This is a genomic window from Nocardia australiensis (assembly GCF_020733705.1).
GTDB classification, from domain to species: domain Bacteria; phylum Actinomycetota; class Actinomycetes; order Mycobacteriales; family Mycobacteriaceae; genus Nocardia; species Nocardia australiensis.
Genome location: NZ_JAJFZM010000003.1, coordinates 118,077 through 136,274, shown reverse-complemented (window position 1 = coordinate 136,274; position 18,198 = coordinate 118,077). Strand labels below are relative to the sequence as shown.

The following is an 18,198-nucleotide window of genomic DNA, read 5'->3' as shown; positions in this document are numbered from 1 at the left end:
CGGGTTTCCGGCCCGCTACACTCGTGCCGAACGCGTGAGTGGTCAATACGCGGTATGTCACAATTTCGAGAAGGTTCGGAGTAGGCGCCATCGATACCGGTCAGTTGATCGCGGAACACTACCGCTTGGTCGAGCGGATTGGTAGCGGCGGCACAGGTGTCGTCTGGCGTGCCATGGACGAACGTCTCCAGCGCTCGGTCGCGGTCAAGCAGATTCACATCCAGCCCAGTTTGCCCGAGGTGGACCGCGACATCATGCGTCAGCGGGCGATCCGCGAAGCGCGGAACGCGGCCCGCTTCCAGCACCCGAACGCCATCGTTGTGTTCGACATCACTGAGCACAACGGCGACCCGTGCCTGGTCATGGAGTATATGGAATCCCGCAGCCTGGCGGCGGTGATCTCCTCGCAGGGCATGTTGCCGTTACCGCAGGTGGCGCGGATCGGTGAGCAGGTCGCCTCGGCGTTGATCGCCGCGCACCAGGCGGGCATCGTGCATCGCGATGTCAAGCCGGGCAATATCCTGCTCGACGACCACGGCACCGTGAAGATCACCGACTTCGGGATCTCCCGCGCCACCGGAGACGTCACCCTCACCGAGACCGGCCTGATTTGCGGTACCGCCGCCTACCTCGCGCCGGAGTGCGCACGTGGCGCGGATCCGACTCCCGCCTCGGATGTATTCGCCTTGGGTGCAACACTTTTCCACGCGCTGGAGGCCGAGCCGCCCTACGGTTCGAGCGCCAATCCGCTTGCCGTGCTTTACGCGGCGGCCAACGGGCAGGTCAGCGAACCACGGCACGCCGGTCCGGCCACCGATTTTCTACTGCGGTTGCTGAGCCCGGAACCCGAGGACCGGCCGACGATGCGCGCCGCGCACGAGTATCTCGGCGCGCTCGCGGAATCCGGTGCCGCACCGGTGCCCGCTGGTTTCGTCCCTGCCAGTGAGGCTTTCGGCAGGCGGCAGGCCGACGCGCCGGAATCGGCGACGCGCGCACTGCGCCCATCGGCGAATTCGGCACCGCAGCACACACCGACCGAGCGGCAGTCGCGTCCGGCGCCACCGCCGCGAAACAACGTGCGAACCGACACCGCCGCACATCCGTCGACCGCGACACACCCGCGAACGACAACCCAGCCGAGACCGGCACCTAGCAATCCCCGTGGCAAGCGCAAGGCCGTGCTGATCGGTGCATCGGTGGGTGCGGTGGTCGCCGTGGTGGCATTGGCGATCGGCGCACTGAACACCTCCGGAGGAAGCACTCCAGCAGTGCAGGCCAGCCCGCCGTCAGCGAGCACGTCCGCGTCCGCGAGCACCTCACAGGCACCGGGCGCGCTGGGCCAGACGGCCAGTACGAGCACCGTCGAATGGGGACCGGCCGGCCAGTTGGTCGTCGACTTCTACAGCAGCCCGTCGGATTCCTGGTCGTTGCTCACGCCCGCGGCGCAGAAGGTGTACGGCAGCGAACAGGCGTTCCGGCAGTACTGGGGTGCGCGCACCATCGACACGTTCTCCAGCATCGATGCGCCCTCCGGTAAGAACAATTCGGACGGGTCCATCGATATGCGCCTCGGCAGTTTGACCGTCGACGGTCAAACCAAGCAGCTGATGTTGCGGGTTGTCAGTGGTAGCGGCGGCAAGTTGCTCATCGACAGCGACACCAAATAACGGTGTAGCTCGAATTTTCCTGTGCGACCGGCACCCTGGTCAGTGCGTATTCGTCCGGGGCGAGGTTGCCGTCAATGTCGCGAGTAGTGTGTTCGCCGTCTGACGCCGGAGGGTTTCGACGAGGTCGCGCACGCGGTAACCCTCACCGGCGCGGGGGCAGGAAGTCCACGGCCCGGCCGAAGCAATCGCGTTGGCAGTGGTCGGCCGCACCGTCGTGCCCGCCGGCCTCGAGGGAGACGGTGTCTCGATCCTCCGCAAGCGTGCCGGCACTTTTGATGTTCGGCTGGGCCCCGCCGCCCCCACACCACACGACCATCCCATAGCTCGATCTGTTCGGCGATCTCCTCGGGAAGTCGCTGCAGTTCCTCCCACGTCATGCGGTCGGGGATTTCGGGCCGCTGAACGCGCGGAATGGACATGCGGCCATCGTATTCAAGGTTCGCGCTGGTGTGCGATGTTTTCTCGGCGGCCGGACCGCGCCACCGCAATGCGTTTCGCCGCCGTGGCCGTGCCGGATCGCCGCGCCTGACCCGCGCCGGAAATCCGGTGGTCGCGGCCCGATAAGCTGGTATCCGTTCACGTATCGCCACAGACAGGACCGCTGACCCCATGACATCCCGCATCGAGCTCGCCCGCGTTGATCTGCGCGGCCGCACTCCTTCCGCTGCCGAGCTGCGCACCGCGCTGCCGCGGGGGGAGTCGACGTGGACTCGGTGCTGCATCACGTGCGGCCGGTGGTGGAGGCGATTCGTGATCGCGGGGTAGCGGCGGCGCTGGAGTTCAGCGAGAAGTTCGATCGCGTGACCCCGTCGAGTGTGCGGGTGCCCGCCGCCGAGCTCGATTCCGCGCTCGAACAGCTCGACCCGGCGGTGCGGACCGCACTCGAGGTCGCCATCGAACGCACCCGCAAGGTGCACGCGGATCAGCGGCGCACCGACACCACCACCGAGGTTGTGCCGGGCGGCACTGTGACCGAGCGTTGGGTGCCGGTCGAGCGGGTCGGGCTCTATGTCCCCGGCGGTAATGCGGTCTACCCGTCGAGCGTGGTGATGAATGTGGTGCCCGCGCAGGCCGCCGGTGTCGAATCGCTCGTCGTCGCGTCGCCGCCGCAGGCCCAGTTCGGCGGCCTGCCACATCCGACGATTCTGGCGGCGGCGAAGCTGCTCGGTGTCGAAGAAGTGTGGGCGGTCGGCGGCGCAGGCTGTCGCGCTGCTGTCCTATGGTGGCGTCGATACCGATGGCGCCCAACTGGAGCCGGTCGATTTGATCACCGGCCCCGGCAATATCTATGTGACCGCCGCCAAGCGGCTGTGCCGTGGCCTGGTCGGAATCGACGCGGAGGCGGGGCCGACCGAGATCGCGATCCTCGCCGACGCGACCGCCGATCCCGTGCACGTCGCCGCCGATCTGATCAGTCAGGCCGAGCACGATGTGCTCGCGGCCAGCGTGCTGGTGACCGACAGCGCCGAGTTCGCCGATGCCGTCGACGCGGCGCTCACCACCCAGATGACGGTGGTCAAGCACGCGGACCGGGTGGCAGAGGCATTGCGGGGCAAGCAGTCCGGCACGGTTCTCGTCGACGACATCGCTGCGGGCCTGCGCGTCGTCAATGCCTATGCGGCCGAGCACTTGGAGATCCAGACCGCGGACGCCGCCGCCGTCGCGGCCCGCGTCCGCAGTGCCGGAGCGATTTTCGTCGGCGCGTACGCGCCGGTCAGTCTCGGCGACTACTGCGCTGGTTCCAACCACGTGTTGCCGACGGCCGGATGTGCCCGGCACTCCTCGGGTTTGAGCGTGCAGACCTTCCTGCGTGGCATCCATGTTGTCGAGTACACCGAGGCGGCGCTGAAAGATGTTGCCGGGCACGTGGTCGCACTCGCCAACGCCGAGGATCTTCCCGCACATGGTCAGGCTGTGCAGGCGCGATTCGAGGCGCTGTCATGACACCGGAGATCACTGTCCCCGGCTGCGGCGTGAGCCTGGACGATCTCCCGCTGCGCGATAACCTACGCGGCAGGAAGCCTTATGGCGCACCGCAATTGACGGTTCCGGTGCAGCTCAACACCAACGAGAACCCGCACCCGCCGACCCGGGCGTTGATCGACGATGTAGCCGAATCCATTCGTGCCGCCGCCGCCGATCTGCACCGCTATCCGGACCGGGACGCGGTGGCGCTACGGTCGGATCTGGCCGCCTATCTGCGAGTTCAGACCGGTGTCATGGTCGACACCGCCAATGTGTGGGCAGCCAATGGCTCCAATGAGATCCTGCAGCAGTTGTTGCAGGCGTTCGGCGGACCCGGGCGCAGCGCACTGGGTTTCGTGCCCTCGTATTCGATGCACCCCATCATTTCCGAGGGCATCGACACCGAATGGGTCGAGGCCAAACGTAATGCGGACTTCTCCCTGGATGTCGACTACGCACTGACCGCCATCGCCCAGCGCCGCCCCGATGTGGTGTTCGTGACCAGCCCCAACAACCCCACCGGCCACAGCATTCCGGGCGAGGATCTGGCGCGCATTCTGCGGGCGGCGCCGGGCATCGTGGTGGTCGACGAGGCGTACGGCGAATTCTCCTCGGCGCCGAGCGCGATCGGGCTGATCGAGGAGTTCTCCACCAAACTCGTGGTGACGCGGACCATGAGCAAGGCCTTCGCCTTCGCGGGCGGACGGCTCGGCTACCTGGTCGCGGCGCCGGCGGTGATCGACGCAATGCTGTTGGTGCGCTTGCCGTATCACCTGTCGGTCGTCACCCAGGCGGCCGCCCGTGCCGCGCTGCGGCACGCCGACGAAACCCTCGCCAGCGTCAACGAATTGGCCACCCAGCGCGACCGCGTCGCGGCGGCACTGCGTGACCTGGGATTCGAAGTGATCCCCAGTGACGCCAATTTCCTGCTGTTCGGCCGTTTCCTCGACGCGGGCCGAACCTGGCAGCGTTACCTGGATCAGGGGGTATTGATCCGCGATGTCGGTATCCCCGGCTATCTGCGCACGACTATCGGCCTGGCCGCGGAGAACGACGAATTACTGCGGGTCAGCGCCACATTGGTCGGCACCGATCTGACCCCGCGATGAACGCGGGCATGACGAACACAGCTTTTGGAAGCGATTGGAAACGAGCATGAGCAGGACTGCGCGGGTGGAGCGGGTCACCAAGGAATCCAGCATCCTCGTCGAACTGGACCTGGACGGCACCGGCAAGACCGAGATCTCCACCGGTGTCCCGTTTTACGACCACATGCTGACCGCGCTCGGCACGCACGCCAGCTTCGACCTGACCGTGCGCGCGGAGGGCGATATCGAAATCGAGGCGCACCATACCGTCGAGGACACTGCCATCGTGTTCGGTCAGGCGCTCGGTCAGGCATTGGGCGACAAGTCGGGTATCCGCCGCTTCGGTGACTCGTTCATTCCGATGGACGAGACCCTCGCGCATGCCGTGGTCGACGTATCCGGCAGGCCGTACTGCGTGCACACCGGCGAACCTGAGCACCTGCTGCACGCGGTGATTCCCGGTTCGCCCGTGTCGAGCCGCGGCGCGGCGGGCGCACCGTATTCCACCGTGCTCAACCGGCATGTTTTCGAGTCGATCGCGCTCAACGCCCGCATCGCGCTGCATGTGCGGGTGCTCTACGGCCGCGACCAGCACCACATCACGGAGGCCGAATTCAAGGCGGTGGCACGGGCTTTGCGTGCCGCCGTCGAATTCGATCCGCGAGTAGCGGGTGTGCCGTCGACGAAGGGCACACTGTGACAACGAGATCCGTCGTTCTACTCGACTACGGCTCCGGTAATCTGCACTCCGCCGAGCGGGCTCTGGTGCGTGCGGGCGCGCGGGTCGAGGTCACCGCCGACCCGGAGGCGGCATTGGCTGCCGACGGCTTGGTAGTCCCTGGTGTCGGCGCCTTCGCCGCCTGCATGGCCGGCCTGCGCGAGGTGCGCGGGGAGCGCATCATCGGCCAGCGCCTCGCGGGAGGCCGCCCGGTGCTCGGCATCTGCGTCGGCATGCAGATCCTCTTCGAGCGCGGCGTCGAATTCGGTGTCGAAACCGATGGCTGCGCCGAATGGCCTGGCGTTGTCGAACGCCTCTCCGCACCCGTCCTGCCGCATATGGGTTGGAACACCATCTCGGCCCCCCACGACAGCGTCCTGTTCGCGGGCATGGACGCCGACACTCGCTTCTACTTCGTGCATTCCTATGCCGCCCAAAGCTGGGACCTACCGCCGAGCGAACACTTCGCCTCGCCGAAACTCACCTGGGCCGAACATGGCGTGCCCTTCCTCGCGGCCGTGGAGAACGGCCCGCTGGCGGCCACCCAGTTCCATCCGGAAAAGTCCGGCGACGCGGGCGCGCACCTGCTGCGCAATTGGATCGACACGCTATAGCACTCATTGCCGGCTGCTCAACCGGATCCTTGACCATCACAGCAACGGTTGAGCGGGACCGGCCGGGAGCCAGGACATTCGCAGTGATGGAGCCCGCCGAACGGTCGAGCAGCCAGCGGGCCACGTCGACGGCGAGGGTAGTCACGGCCGCATATCCGCAGGCCGAAGCGCGGACGGCTGCGGCGAGCTACTAAGCTGCTGCTGTGAGTCTTGTGCTGCTACCCGCTGTCGATGTCGCCAATGGAGAGGCCGTGCGCCTTGTGCAGGGGGAGGCGGGTAGCGAAACCAGCTACGGCTCGCCCCGCGATGCGGCGATGGCTTGGCAAGAGGCAGGCGCCGATTGGGTGCACCTGGTGGATCTCGATGCGGCGTTCGGGCGCGGCTCCAATCGTGAACTGCTCGCCAAGGTCGTCGGCGAACTCGACGTGCAGGTCGAATTGTCCGGCGGTATTCGTGACGACGATTCCCTGGAGGCCGCACTGGCCACCGGATGCGCGCGGGTGAATCTCGGTACCGCCGCACTGGAGGATCCGCAGTGGTGTGCGCGCGCCCTCGCCAAACATGGTGACCGGATCGCGGTCGGCCTGGATGTGCGCATCGTCGATGGCGAGCACCGGCTGCGCGGTCGCGGCTGGGTCAGCGACGGCGGTGACCTGTGGGAGGTGCTCGAGCGCCTGGAACGTGACGGCTGCACCCGGTATGTGGTCACCGACGTGTCCAAGGACGGCACCCTCACCGGCCCCAACCTGGATCTGCTTCGCGAGGTCTGCGCCGCTACCGACGCGCCGGTCATCGCCTCCGGCGGCGTATCAACCATCGAGGACCTGATCGCGATCGCTGAACTTGTTCCCGACGGCGTCGAGGGCTCGATCGTCGGCAAAGCGCTGTACGCGGGCCATTTCACGCTGCCCGACGCCCTCGCCGCGGTGCGCTGAAACGGTGTCCGCCAACAGCCATGACCTAGCCGACCTGCTCGCCATCGCGGGTGACGTTCTCGACTCCGCCGGTCCGCGTTTCGTCGAAGGTCTCGGCGCGCCGAGCGCGGTCGCCAAGGGGTGCAACGATTTTGCGACCGAGCTCGACCTGGAGTTGGAACGCACCATCACCGCCCAGCTCGAGCGGCGTACCGGCATCGAGGTGCACGGCGAGGAATTCGGCGGACCACAGCTCACCTCCGGCACCGCCTGGGTGCTCGACCCGATCGACGGCACCTTCAATTACTCATCCGGACACCCACTTTCGGGCATGCTGCTCGCATTGGTGCGTGACGGTGACCCGTTGCTCGGGCTGACCTGGCTGCCGGTGCTCGGCCGTCGCTATGCCGCGATGTCCGGCGGCCCGGTGCTGCTGGACGGCAAGCCACTGCCGCCGTTGCCGCAAGGCACCCTCGGTGAGGCAATGATCGGCTTCGGCGCGTTCAATATGGATTCCGCCGGACGCATTCCCGGCCGGTTCCGTTTCGACCTGCTCGGCTCGCTGAGCAGGCTGTCCTCGCGGGTGCGTATGCATGGCTCCACCGGCATCGATCTCGCCTACGTCGCTTCGGGCGTACTCGGCGGCGCGATCGTGTTCGGGCATCATCCGTGGGACAACGCCGCGGGCGTGGCGCTGGTGCGCGCGGCGGGCGGTGTCGTGACCGATCTGGCGGGCCGGCCGTGGACCATCACCTCCGGCTCGGTGCTCGCCGCCGCGCCGGGCGTGCACGAAGAGTTGCTCGAAATGATTTGCGCGGTCGCAGAAGATGCGTGAGGGTACCCGGCAAGCGGCAATGCCGATGCGGCGATTGCGCATGAGGGAAAGGGTGAGCCGATGAGTTTGGCGGTACGCGTGATTCCGTGCCTCGACGTCGACGCGGGCCGGGTGGTCAAGGGCGTCAACTTCGAAAACCTGCGCGACGCGGGTGATCCCGTCGAACTGGCCGCCGCCTACGATCTACAGGGCGCGGACGAACTGACCTTCCTCGACGTCTCCGCCTCCACCAGCGACCGCGGCACCATGATCGACGTGGTGACCCGCACCGCCGAGCAGATCTTCATACCGCTCACCGTCGGCGGTGGCGTCCGCACGGTCGAGGACGTGGATCGGCTGTTGCGCGCGGGCGCGGACAAAGTGTCGGTCAATACCGCCGCCATCGCCAGGCCGGAGGTCCTACGTGAGATGTCCGAACGATTCGGTTCGCAATGCATCGTGCTGTCGGTCGATGCCAGGACCGTCCCGCAGGGCCAACCCAACACCCCGTCGGGCTGGGAGGTCACCACGCACGGCGGCAAACGCGGCACCGGTATCGACGCGATCGAATGGGCCACGCGCGGAGCCGAACTCGGTGTCGGGGAAATCCTGCTCAATTCGATGGACGCCGACGGCACCAAAGCGGGCTTCGACCTGCCGATGATCCGCGCGGTGCGTGCGGCGGTCACGGTGCCGGTGATCGCCAGCGGGGGAGCGGGCGCGGTCGAGCATTTCGCCCCCGCCGTGCACGCGGGTGCCGACGCGGTGCTGGCCGCCAGCGTGTTCCACTTCGGTGACCTCAGCATTCTCGAGGTCAAGCGCGCCATGCGCGAGGAGAAGATCGTCGTTCGATAGGTTGGCCCGCATCAACTAGGGTCGGTTCGGCTGAAGTCTGCGATCGGAGGTGCGGCGTGCTGCAAAACGGCGAGGTGTTCGCCGGCTATCGCATCGAGCGCGTCCTCGGCCGCGGTGGCATGGGCTCGGTGTATCTGGCTCGGCATCCGCGGCTGCCACGATCGATGGCGTTGAAGCTGCTGAACCCGGAGTTGTTCTCCGATAGCGAGATTCGCGCACGGTTCGAACGCGAAGCGGATCTTGTCGCGCAGCTGGATCATCCGAATATCGTCACCGTCTTCGACCGTGGCGTCGACGATGATCAGCTGTGGATCTCGATGCAATTCGTCGACGGCATCGACGCTTCGACGATCGACCCGAAAAAACTGCCGCCGACCAGGGCTGCGCAGATCGTCGCCGAAACCGCGAAGGCCCTGGATTTCGCGCACGGCAGCGGCGTCCTGCACCGCGATGTGAAGCCTGCCAATATCATGCTGGCTCGCGCGACCGGCGGCCAAGAGCGGGTGTTCCTGACCGATTTCGGTATCGCACGCCTGCGTGACGACGCGGGCCACCTCACGCTGACCGGAACCTTTACCGCGACGCTGGCCTACGCGGCGCCCGAACAGTTGACCGGCGCCGAGATGGACGGCCGATCGGATCAGTATTCGCTGGCGTGCACGTTGTATTGGCTGCTGACCGGCACCGCACCGTATGCCGCGCCGAGTCCACCCGCGGTGATCCAGGGCCATCTCCAATCGCCACCGCCCCGGGTAACCGCGCTGCGTCCCGATCTGCCACCCGCCATGAACGAGGTGCTGGCTCGTGCGCTCGGCAAACGTACCGATGACCGGTTCGGGTCATGCACCGAATTCGCCGAGGCCGTGTATCGCGCGCTGCGGATGTCGGCGCCGCACGCGATGCCCGTCACCGGTGCCCCGCAGCCGACCGCGACGGCGCCGCCGATGCCAGTACGCCAAATGCCGCAGGCGAATCCGCATTCCGGCCCGCAGCATCAGCCGCAGAATCAGCATCAGCCGCAACAGCGCCCGGGTTCGCAGCCGTACCCCGTCCGGCCCGCATACCCCGCTCCCGCGCCGCCACCGGCCTATCAGGCGGCTCCGCCGCCCTACGGCTACAACCAGCCGCCGGGCGGTGGATCCAACGACAGGGTCGCTCTCATCGTCGGCGGCATCGTGGCGTTCACCGTCGTTATCATCGCTATCGGCCTGGTGGCTCAGTCCTTGCTCGGAATATAACCACCGAACCGGCCACCGGCACCCGGTCCGCTGGATCGGACCCGATCGGTGCGTTCGAATCGGTCTGAGTGAAACCCGCCGCGCCGGAATGTGTGATTCTCGCGGACGGCGATGTCGAGGTAGAGCCCCAGCCATACCGGGTATGGCTCACCGCCGCACTGGACGAGACCGGCGACACCGGTGCGGCATTGCGTACCGCGCTCACATGAATAATGAGTGCGAACACCAGACCGCGTGGAATGGACGCCCTGTGTGTCCTGTTATAACGGTGCCATGACTCTGGACCCCGCCATCGCCGCCCGGCTCAAACGCAACGACGCCGGGCTCGTGTCCGCCGTGGCGCAGGAACGCGGAACCGGTGATGTGCTGATGGTGGCCTGGATGGACGACGAGGCGCTGGCTCGGACGCTGGAATCCCGTAGGGCAACCTACTATTCGCGTTCCCGCCAGCAGTACTGGGTCAAGGGGGAGACCTCCGGGCATACCCAGTACGTGCATGAGGTCCGGCTCGACTGCGACGGCGACACCATCCTGCTGGTCGTCGATCAGGAGGGCGCTGCCTGTCACACCGGCGCCCACACCTGTTTCGACGCCGATGTGCTCCTGGCCGGCCAGTCCTGAACGGGGCGGGTGTTCCCGCCCTATGACTTCGTCTGCTTGTCCGCTGACTTCGTCTGTTTGTCCGCGCTACCCGCGTTTTCCTCGATATTGATCAGCGTCTCGGTGACCTGGACGGCGAGGATATCGCTGAGTTCGGCCAACTGTGCCGTCTGCCCGGCGTCCAAGCCGTCGAACACCAACCGGCGTACGGCATCGACATAGCCCGGTGACGCCTCGACGACCTTCGAGTAGCCGTCCTCGGTCAGTACTGCCTGCACGCCGCGTCGCCCGGTCGTTGCCGACCGCTGCGCCCAGCCCATGCGTTCCATCTTCGACACCACATGGGAAAGTCGTGATAGCGATGCATTTGCTTTGTGGGCAAGCTCACTCATTTGCAGTCGATGGCCCGGTTCTTCCGACAGCAGGGTCAAGACCCAGTATTCGAAATGCGTCACGCCGGATTCGCGCTGCAATTGCGTATCAAGGCCGCCTGGTAGTCGGGTCATCAGCGCCACGATCGCGCGCCAAGCTCGTTGTTCGACGGGGTCGAGCCACTTCGTCACTGGTTGCCTTCTTTCGAGCCAAGTGACGTGTTCTTGTTAGTGAGCCTAGCGATTATTGAAAGTAATGTTCATAGTCACTTGCGACAACAAGTTTGCCACGACTTCGCTCGACCGTCATAACGGTGCTGGTTGTCGTGAGGTTACTCACATACCTTCCTGATGTGTTGCCCTCGTGTCCTCAGTCGTTGCGGCCAAGTCCCCGGACAGGGGCGCCGACTTGACCGCAGGAGTCTCCGGCACCGGCTTAGCCGGATGCTTGCGCCGCCAGCCTCGGCGGGCGACCAGCGCCAGCGCGAACAGAAAAACGATCGCCGCGGTGATGGCACCGACCAGCGCGGCGCCGCGGAACGCTGGTGCGTCGACATCGAGAATCCGCTGGCCCGCATGGGCGGCACTGTTGTCACCGAGCACGATGCTCAACGTCATGAGGTTCGGGATGGCGATCAGTACCGCCAGCGCGCCCGCCGCGCCCGCGATCACCTTGCCCGCCTTGCGGCGCCACGTGAGCGCGGCCAGCAACAGCAGAAAAAGCGGTATGACGGTGAGCAATCCGCCGTAGAACAGCCCCCAGCCGATCCCTTTGCCGAAACTGCCGTGCACCATAGATGCCACGCGTTGTGCCCACCAGCGTGGGATGAATGCCGCCAGGATGAAGTACACGATGACCAGGACGGCGAGGACCGCTGCGCCGCCGATGATCCGAGTGCGCCACGTGGTGAACGTGGATTTCTGGGCTTCCGGACGACCTTGCGTCGAAGTCATGGATTCAGCCTAAGTCGGGTGCGTGGCGGGCAGTCGATCATCCACACGGCGTTTTGATACGACCGTCTCGAATGTCGCGGCGGAAACGCCGTTACCGCACGCGTTCGCGCAGGAACTTCAATGCCTCGTCGGCGTGCGCGTTGGCCCGCAGCTCGCCGGTGATGACCTTGCCGACGGTGCGGTCAGGGTCGATGACGAAGGTCTGCCGCTTCACCGGAGCGAGCTTGCCGAGCAGCCCACGCTTGACGCCGAACTGCGCGGCGACCGTGCCATCGCTATCGGAGAGCAGGGGATAGCCGAGATTCTGCTTGGCCGCGAACCCGGCCTGGGTATCGACACCGTCGGCGCTGATGCCGACGCATGAAGCGCCCAGTGCCGCGAATTCGGCGGCCAGGTCCCGGAAGTGGCAGGCCTCCGCCGTGCAGATCGGAGTGTTGGCGCCGGGGTAGAAGAACAGCACCACCGGACCGTCGGCGAGTAACGCGTCGAGCGAACGGGGCGTGCCGGACTGATCGGGAAGCTCGAATTGCGGTGCGAGCCGACCTGTTTCCATAGAGCTGGACAGTACCGGGCCGGGCCGGTGCCCGGTACCTGCCAGCGACGTCAGCCGCCGATGAGCGCGGCGATCTCTGGGTTCTTGATCTCCATGACGTCGAGAATTCCGTGCGCGTGCAGGAAAGGCCGTAGCTCCCTGATGCGGTCGCTGTGCGTGGCGTACTCGTCGGGAAAGTGGTGTCTGTCGAGTGCTTCGAGTGCCTTCACATAGGTGACGAAGGAAGCCAGCGCATTCGAGGCGGTGGAACCATCCACCGACTTCAGGGCGGCCATCCGCATAGGCTGACCGGGCGTACCCGGTCCTGCGGCATGCCGCCCCTCCGGCGCAACCGGTTGCGAGGGGTACATCAGTTGTCTCCTCTCGAAATGGATACCGCGGGATAAGGGAATGCGGCGAGTGTAGTGACGGCCGCCACAGCGGGATCACTCGCGGGGCGGCGAGCGGCCTCACGACGGGCCGGGCGCAGCACGGGATTGTGCCCTGGGATGATGGTGTTATGCCTGGCGCGTCGACTCCCACCACCACGACCCGCGAACAGTTCCACCAGCTGGCCGCGGAACATCGGGTGGTTCCGGTGACCCGAAAGGTGCTGGCGGACTCCGAAACTCCACTGTCGGCTTATCGCAAGCTGGCCGGTGATCGGGCCGGTACCTTCCTGTTCGAGTCCGCGGAGAACGGGCGATCGTGGTCGCGCTGGTCGTTCATCGGCGCGGGCAGTCCGTCGGCGCTGACCGTCGTCGACGGTGCCGCCACCTGGCTGGGCAACATTCCGGTCGACGCGCCATCGGGCGGTGATCCGCTGGTCGCGTTGCGTGAGACACTGCGGTTGTTGCAGACCGAGCGGCTGCCCGGCCTGCCGCCGCTGACCGGTGGCATGGTCGGCTACCTCGGCTACGACGCGGTGCGCCGGATGGAACGGCTGCCCAACCTGGCCGCCGACGATCTGCGGCTGCCCGAAATGGTGCTGCTGCTCGCCACCGATCTGGCCGCGTTCGACCATCATGAGGGCGCGATCACGCTGATCGCCAACGCGGTCAACTGGAACGGCACCAACGAACGGGTCGACGAGGCCTACGACGACGCCGTCGCCCGGCTGGACCGGATGACCCGCGCGTTGGCCGCGCCGTCGGAATCGACCGTGTCGGTCTTCGATCAACCCGAGCCCGAGTTCCTGCGCAGGCGCAGCACGGAGGAGTTCGGTGTCGGGGTGCGCAGGCTGGTCAAGGAGATCGAGGCAGGCGAGGCGTTCCAGGTGGTGCTTTCGCAGCGCTTCGAGATGGATTACGACGGCCAACCACTGGATCTGTACCGGATGCTGCGCGCGTCGAACCCGAGCCCGTACATGTATCTGATGCACATTCCCGACGGCGCGGGCGGCACCGCGTTCTCCATCGTCGGCTCCAGCCCCGAATCCCTGGTGACGGTGAAAGAGGGTGTCGCGACGACACATCCGATCGCGGGCACCCGGTGGCGTGGCGTCACCGAGGAGGACGACCTGCTATTGGAAAAGGGCCTGCTGGCCGACGAGAAGGAGAACGCCGAGCACCTCATGCTCGTCGATCTCGGGCGCAACGACCTGGGCCGGGTGTGTCAGCCGGGGACGGTGCGGGTCACCGAGTACCGGCACATCGAGCGATACAGCCATGTCATGCACCTGGTGTCGACCGTGTCGGGCAGGTTGGCGCCCGGCAAGATCGCGTTGGACGTGGTGCGGGCCTGCTTCCCGGCGGGCACGCTGTCCGGTGCGCCGAAGGTACGGGCGATGGAACTCATCGAGGAGTTGGAGCCCACCCGGCGCGGCGTCTACGGCGGTGTCGTCGGCTATCTCGATTTCGCGGGCGACGCCGACACCGCGATTGCGATTCGCACGGCACTGCTCAAGGACGGCACCGCTTATGTGCAGGCGGGCGCGGGCATCGTCGCCGATTCCGATCCGGACTACGAGGATGTCGAGTCCCGCAACAAGGCGATGGCGGTGTTGAAAGCCGTTGCGGCCGCGAAGACCGTCCGGGTATTCGGCTCGGAACCGGGGACCGGCGGCACCCAATGACCGATGCGTCACCAACCCCGGACGCGTCACCAAACCCGGACGCGGCGGCTCCGGCTCCGCGCCGCAAGTACCCGATCGTCGCGATCGTGCTGCTTGCTCTCGGCGCGGCGGCACTGTGGGGCTCGTCGCGGCTGACCTGGGTGACGGTGACCTCCGCCGACGGGCTCACCGAAGCACGGACCGACCATCTCAACGGCGGTGTCTGGTTCGGCGCGCTGACGCCATTGGCATTGGTATTGCTGGCCTCGATCGCGGCCGTGCTTGCCACCCGTGGGTGGCTGCGACGGATGTGCGGCGTGCTGATCGGACTGCTTGCGGCGGTGACAGCGGTGCCCGCCTTCGCCCTGCTGACCAAGTCGTCCGCGACCGCCGCCCGCGCGGCGACCCTCGCCGAGCTACCCGGCCGCGCGACGGTAGCCGAGGTGGTGACCGCACCCTTCCCGGCGGTGCTCTCGCTCGCCGGCGCATTGGCGGCCTTCACGGCGGCCGTGCTGCTGGCCCGCATGCCGGAGGACTCCGCGCGACTATCCGGCAAATACGACAATCCGGTGTTCCGTCGCGCCGCGGCCACCGAAGAGGTGACCCAGCGGCGCACCGAAGAGGCTGTCGCCGGGGCGAATTCGTCCTCGGCGCAACTTTCCGAGCGGGTGCTGTGGGACGCGCTCGATGCGGGCACCGACCCGACCGAGGAGGTTGGGCAACCCGACCGCGCCGCCGCGCACTCGGCCGAGGATGATCAGGGCAAACATGCCCCGTAAGGAGGATGAGCGGATCCCCGCAAACCCCGGCGCAGGTGCGCCGCAAGCAGCCATTTATTCTTTGACAGCATCGGTGAGACAGCGCCTGGGGGGATTCTCAGGCAGCATGTTGCGTCTCCCCAGAAAGGATTCGAGCCAGATGACGGTACTCGACTCGATTCTCGACGGGGTCCGTGCGGATGTGGCCGCTCGGGAAGCCCTCCTGGACTTCCAGGCGATCAAGGCCGCCGCTGCCGCGGCGCCGTCGCCGTTGGACGCGCGCGCCGCGCTCCTCGAAGACGGTATCGGCGTCATCGCCGAGGTCAAGCGGGCCAGCCCGTCGAAGGGCGAACTGGCCGACATCACGGACCCAGCCAGCCTGGCCAAGGCATACGAAGACGGTGGCGCGCGCATCATCAGCGTGCTCACCGAGGGGCGTCGCTTCCACGGCTCGCTCGACGACCTCGACGCGGTCCGTGCCACGGTGAGTATTCCGATCCTGCGCAAGGATTTCGTGGTCGGCCCCTATCAGATTCACGAGGCCCGCGCGCACGGCGCGGATGTCATCCTGCTGATCGTCGCGGCGCTGGAACAGGATGTGCTGTCCTCGCTCATCGATCGCACCGAATCGCTCGGCATGACCGCGCTGGTCGAGGTGCATACCGAGGAAGAGGCGGACCGCGCGCTGACGGCAGGCGCCTCGGTGATCGGCGTGAACGCCCGCGACTTGAAGACCCTGGAAGTCGATCGCGACGTGTTCGCGCGGATCGCTCCCGGTCTGCCCACCGAGGTCATCCGGATCGCCGAATCCGGTATTCGCGGCACCGCCGATCTGCTGGCTTACGCCGGCGCGGGCGCCGACGCGGTGCTGGTTGGCGAGGGCTTGGTCATCAGTGGTGATCCGCGTGCCGCCGTATCGGAATTGGCGACCGCGGGTACCCATCCGTCCTGCCCGAAGCCCGCGCGGCGGGGCCGGTGACGCCGGTGACAGCCCTACCCAAGGCCAGCGAAGGCGTACACCAGCGCAGCGGCCATGAGCCGGACGCGGGCGGTCACTTCGGCGTCTACGGCGGCAGGCATGTGCCCGAGGCGCTGATGGCGGTGATCGAGGAGGTCACCGCCGAGTATGAGAAGTGCAGGCTCGATCCTGATTTCCTCGACGAGCTGGATCGGCTACAGCGTGACTACACCGGCCGCCCGTCCCCGGTGTTCGAATGCCGTCGGCTGGCCGAGCAGGCCGGTGGCGCGCGCATTCTGCTCAAGCGCGAGGATCTGAACCACACCGGTTCACACAAGATCAACAATGTGCTCGGGCAGGCGTTGCTGGCCAAGCGCATGGGCAAGACCAGGGTGATCGCGGAGACCGGTGCGGGCCAGCACGGTGTCGCCACCGCCACCGCGTGCGCGCTGCTCGGTCTCGAATGCATCATCTACATGGGTGCGGTCGATACCGCGCGGCAGGCGCTGAACGTGGCCAGGATGCGGCTACTCGGTGCCGAGGTCGTCTCGGTGACCACCGGCTCGCAGACCCTCAAGGACGCCATCAACGAGGCACTGCGCGACTGGGTCACCAACGCCGCGGACACCTATTACTGTTTCGGCACCGCGGCGGGCCCGCATCCGTTCCCGCTGATGGTGCGCGATTTCCAGCGTGTTGTCGGCCTGGAAGCTCGCGTCCAGGTGCAGGCGCTCACCGGTCGGCTGCCCGACGCGGTCACCGCATGCGTCGGCGGTGGCTCCAACGCCATCGGCATCTTCCATGCCTTCCTCGACGATCCCGACGTCCGGCTGATCGGTTACGAAGCGGCTGGTGATGGTGTCGAAACCGGAAGGCACGCGGCTACTTTCACCGGTGGCACGCCCGGCGCGTTCCAGGGCGCCTACTCGTACCTGCTACAGGACCAAGACGGCCAGACCATCGAATCGCATTCCATTTCCGCCGGCCTGGACTATCCAGGCGTCGGACCCGAGCATGCCTACCTCAAGGACATCGGCCGCGCCGAATACGAGCCGATCACCGACACCGAGGCGATGGACGCGCTGTTGCTGCTGAGCCGTTCCGAGGGCATCATTCCGGCGATCGAGTCCGCGCACGCGGTGGCGGGCGCGCTGAAATTGGGCCAGCAACTGGGCGAGGGCGCGATCATCCTGGTGAACCTGTCCGGTCGCGGCGACAAGGACATGGACACCGCGGCGAAGTGGTTCGGGCTGTTCGACGAACACGACGCCGATGAGGAGATCCAGCAATGAGCCAGCAGTCCCGCCTCGCCGACACCTTCGCGGCCTGCCGCGCCGACAATCGCGCCGCACTGATCGGTTACCTGCCCGCGGGCTACCCTGACCTGGCCGGCTCCATCGACGTGGTGCGCGCCATGGTCGAATCCGGTTGCGACATCGTCGAAGTCGGCGTCGCCTACTCCGATCCGGTGATGGACGGGCCGACCATTCAGGTCGCCGCCGAGCAGGCATTGCGTGGTGGTGTCCGGGTGCGCGACGTGTTCTCGGTGGTCGAGGCGATCACCACCGCGGGCGGCGAGGCCGTCGTGATGAGCTACTGGAATCCGGTGCTGCAGTATGGTGTCGACCGCTTCTCGCGTGACCTGGCCGCCGCCGGTGGGTCCGGCATCATCACTCCGAACCTGATCCCGGAGGAGGCCGACGACTGGTTCGTCGCCTCGGCCGCGCACGATCTGGACCGGATCTTCCTGGTCGCGCCGTCCTCCACCGAGGAGCGACTGGTGAAGACCCTCGAAGCCAGTCGCGGTTTTATCTACGCGGCCTCCACCATGGGGGTAACCGGCGCCCGCAGTGCGGTGTCCTCGGCGGCGCCCGCGCTGTGTGCGCGGATCCGAGCCCACTCCGATATCCCGATCGGTGTCGGGCTCGGTGTTCGCTCCGGTGCCCAGGCGGCCGAAATCGCTTCGTACGCAGACGGTGTCATCGTCGGCTCGGCCTTGGTGACGGCGGCAGGTGAGAGTCTCGACGCGGTTCGCAAGTTGACTTCGGAACTCGCCGAGGGCGTACGTTCGGCGACTGTCGCCTCCTAGCAGGTCGTGC

General features: G+C 66.7%; 19 protein-coding genes and 1 pseudogene. 16 read left to right on the top strand and 4 right to left on the bottom strand.

Features of this window, described 5'->3' with window-relative positions:
* Positions 1-38: 38 nt before the first annotated feature.
* The 11 genes and pseudogenes from LKE06_RS19930 to hisI all read left to right on the top strand — a co-directional run bounded on the left by LKE06_RS19930 (position 39) and on the right by hisI (position 10,494).
* Complete coding sequence (locus tag LKE06_RS19930) at positions 39-1,667, top strand: serine/threonine-protein kinase (protein WP_308188399.1); 1,629 nt, start codon at positions 39-41, stop codon at positions 1,665-1,667.
* 609 nt (positions 1,668-2,276) lie between these two features.
* Positions 2,277-3,611, top strand: a pseudogene (hisD, locus tag LKE06_RS19920) (histidinol dehydrogenase).
* Positions 3,608-4,741 (top strand): histidinol-phosphate transaminase, encoded by a 1,134-nt coding sequence (locus LKE06_RS19915; protein WP_228000814.1) that lies wholly within the window; start codon positions 3,608-3,610, stop codon positions 4,739-4,741. The pseudogene hisD and the gene LKE06_RS19915 overlap by 4 nt, the downstream one beginning before the upstream one ends.
* A gap of 46 nt (positions 4,742-4,787) precedes the next feature.
* Positions 4,788-5,420 carry an imidazoleglycerol-phosphate dehydratase HisB gene (hisB, locus tag LKE06_RS19910; RefSeq protein ID WP_228000813.1) on the top strand — a complete coding sequence of 211 codons (633 nt, stop codon included), beginning with the start codon at positions 4,788-4,790 and terminating at the stop codon, positions 5,418-5,420.
* Positions 5,417-6,052, top strand: a complete 636-nt coding sequence (gene hisH / locus LKE06_RS19905; protein WP_228000812.1) for an imidazole glycerol phosphate synthase subunit HisH — start codon at positions 5,417-5,419, stop codon at positions 6,050-6,052. The genes hisB and hisH overlap by 4 nt, the downstream gene beginning before the upstream one ends.
* Before the next feature lie 203 nt (positions 6,053-6,255).
* Positions 6,256-6,987, top strand: a complete 732-nt coding sequence (gene priA, locus LKE06_RS19900; protein ID WP_228000811.1) for a bifunctional 1-(5-phosphoribosyl)-5-((5-phosphoribosylamino)methylideneamino)imidazole-4-carboxamide isomerase/phosphoribosylanthranilate isomerase PriA — start codon at positions 6,256-6,258, stop codon at positions 6,985-6,987.
* A 4-nt stretch (positions 6,988-6,991) separates the two neighbouring features.
* Positions 6,992-7,801 carry an inositol monophosphatase family protein gene (locus tag LKE06_RS19895; RefSeq protein ID WP_228000810.1) on the top strand — a complete coding sequence of 270 codons (810 nt, stop codon included), beginning with the start codon at positions 6,992-6,994 and terminating at the stop codon, positions 7,799-7,801.
* Positions 7,802-7,861: 60 nt separating this feature from the next.
* Positions 7,862-8,635 carry an imidazole glycerol phosphate synthase subunit HisF gene (hisF, locus tag LKE06_RS19890; protein ID WP_228000809.1) on the top strand — a complete coding sequence of 258 codons (774 nt, stop codon included), beginning with the start codon at positions 7,862-7,864 and terminating at the stop codon, positions 8,633-8,635.
* Positions 8,636-8,691: 56 nt separating this feature from the next.
* A complete protein-coding gene (locus tag LKE06_RS19885) occupies positions 8,692-9,873 on the top strand; it encodes a serine/threonine-protein kinase (protein ID WP_308188398.1) in 1,182 nt (393 codons plus the stop codon).
* A 68-nt stretch (positions 9,874-9,941) separates the two neighbouring features.
* The gene (locus LKE06_RS19880; RefSeq protein ID WP_228000808.1) at positions 9,942-10,082 is read left to right on the top strand and encodes a hypothetical protein; all 141 of its coding nucleotides are present in this window, start codon (positions 9,942-9,944) and stop codon (positions 10,080-10,082) included.
* Between the two features lie 64 nt (positions 10,083-10,146).
* Complete coding sequence (gene hisI / locus LKE06_RS19875; RefSeq protein ID WP_228000807.1) at positions 10,147-10,494, top strand: phosphoribosyl-AMP cyclohydrolase; 348 nt, start codon at positions 10,147-10,149, stop codon at positions 10,492-10,494.
* Between the two features lie 20 nt (positions 10,495-10,514).
* Here the strand turns inward: hisI and LKE06_RS19870 are convergent, their stop codons facing one another.
* From LKE06_RS19870 to LKE06_RS19855, 4 genes are all read right to left on the bottom strand, one after another.
* A complete protein-coding gene (locus tag LKE06_RS19870; protein WP_228000964.1) occupies positions 10,515-10,979 on the bottom strand; it encodes a MarR family winged helix-turn-helix transcriptional regulator in 465 nt (154 codons plus the stop codon).
* Positions 10,980-11,180: 201 nt separating this feature from the next.
* Entirely contained in the window at positions 11,181-11,798 is a 618-nt protein-coding gene (locus LKE06_RS19865; RefSeq protein WP_228000806.1) for a permease, read from the bottom strand.
* Positions 11,799-11,889: 91 nt separating this feature from the next.
* On the bottom strand, positions 11,890-12,351 hold the full coding sequence (locus tag LKE06_RS19860) for a peroxiredoxin (protein ID WP_228000805.1): 462 nt from the start codon (positions 12,349-12,351) through the stop codon (positions 11,890-11,892).
* Positions 12,352-12,401: 50 nt separating this feature from the next.
* Positions 12,402-12,701, bottom strand: coding sequence for a hypothetical protein (locus tag LKE06_RS19855; RefSeq protein ID WP_228000804.1), 300 nt, complete (start codon positions 12,699-12,701; stop codon positions 12,402-12,404).
* Positions 12,702-12,850: 149 nt separating this feature from the next.
* Between LKE06_RS19855 and LKE06_RS19850 the strand changes: the two genes are divergently transcribed.
* From LKE06_RS19850 to trpA, 5 genes are all read left to right on the top strand, one after another.
* Complete coding sequence (locus LKE06_RS19850; protein ID WP_228000803.1) at positions 12,851-14,404, top strand: anthranilate synthase component I; 1,554 nt, start codon at positions 12,851-12,853, stop codon at positions 14,402-14,404.
* Positions 14,401-15,162 (top strand): TIGR02234 family membrane protein, encoded by a 762-nt coding sequence (locus LKE06_RS19845; protein WP_228000802.1) that lies wholly within the window; start codon positions 14,401-14,403, stop codon positions 15,160-15,162. The genes LKE06_RS19850 and LKE06_RS19845 overlap by 4 nt, the downstream gene beginning before the upstream one ends.
* Before the next feature lie 139 nt (positions 15,163-15,301).
* The gene (trpC, locus tag LKE06_RS19840; protein ID WP_228000801.1) at positions 15,302-16,120 is read left to right on the top strand and encodes an indole-3-glycerol phosphate synthase TrpC; all 819 of its coding nucleotides are present in this window, start codon (positions 15,302-15,304) and stop codon (positions 16,118-16,120) included.
* On the top strand, positions 16,117-17,391 hold the full coding sequence (gene trpB / locus LKE06_RS19835) for a tryptophan synthase subunit beta (RefSeq protein ID WP_228000800.1): 1,275 nt from the start codon (positions 16,117-16,119) through the stop codon (positions 17,389-17,391). Before trpC ends, trpB begins: the two co-directional genes overlap by 4 nt.
* Positions 17,388-18,188, top strand: a complete 801-nt coding sequence (trpA, locus tag LKE06_RS19830; RefSeq protein ID WP_228000799.1) for a tryptophan synthase subunit alpha — start codon at positions 17,388-17,390, stop codon at positions 18,186-18,188. Before trpB ends, trpA begins: the two co-directional genes overlap by 4 nt.
* Positions 18,189-18,198 lie beyond the last annotated feature (10 nt).

Bases quoted from the DNA above. Each gene is read 5' to 3' on its own strand.
- LKE06_RS19845 (WP_228000802.1), top strand. From the start codon at position 14,401: ATGACCGATGCGTCACCAACCCCGGACGCGTCACCAAACCCGGACGCG.
- LKE06_RS19850 (WP_228000803.1), top strand. From the start codon at position 12,851: ATGCCTGGCGCGTCGACTCCCACCACCACGACCCGCGAACAGTTCCAC.
- hisI (WP_228000807.1), top strand. From the start codon at position 10,147: ATGACTCTGGACCCCGCCATCGCCGCCCGGCTCAAACGCAACGACGCC.
- hisF (WP_228000809.1), top strand. From the start codon at position 7,862: ATGAGTTTGGCGGTACGCGTGATTCCGTGCCTCGACGTCGACGCGGGC.
- LKE06_RS19855 (WP_228000804.1), bottom strand. From the start codon at position 12,701: ATGTACCCCTCGCAACCGGTTGCGCCGGAGGGGCGGCATGCCGCAGGA.
- trpC (WP_228000801.1), top strand. From the start codon at position 15,302: ATGACGGTACTCGACTCGATTCTCGACGGGGTCCGTGCGGATGTGGCC.
- LKE06_RS19915 (WP_228000814.1), top strand. From the start codon at position 3,608: ATGACACCGGAGATCACTGTCCCCGGCTGCGGCGTGAGCCTGGACGAT.
- LKE06_RS19860 (WP_228000805.1), bottom strand. From the start codon at position 12,351: ATGGAAACAGGTCGGCTCGCACCGCAATTCGAGCTTCCCGATCAGTCC.
- LKE06_RS19865 (WP_228000806.1), bottom strand. From the start codon at position 11,798: ATGACTTCGACGCAAGGTCGTCCGGAAGCCCAGAAATCCACGTTCACC.
- hisB (WP_228000813.1), top strand. From the start codon at position 4,788: ATGAGCAGGACTGCGCGGGTGGAGCGGGTCACCAAGGAATCCAGCATC.
- trpA (WP_228000799.1), top strand. From the start codon at position 17,388: ATGAGCCAGCAGTCCCGCCTCGCCGACACCTTCGCGGCCTGCCGCGCC.
- LKE06_RS19870 (WP_228000964.1), bottom strand. From the start codon at position 10,979: ATGACCCGACTACCAGGCGGCCTTGATACGCAATTGCAGCGCGAATCC.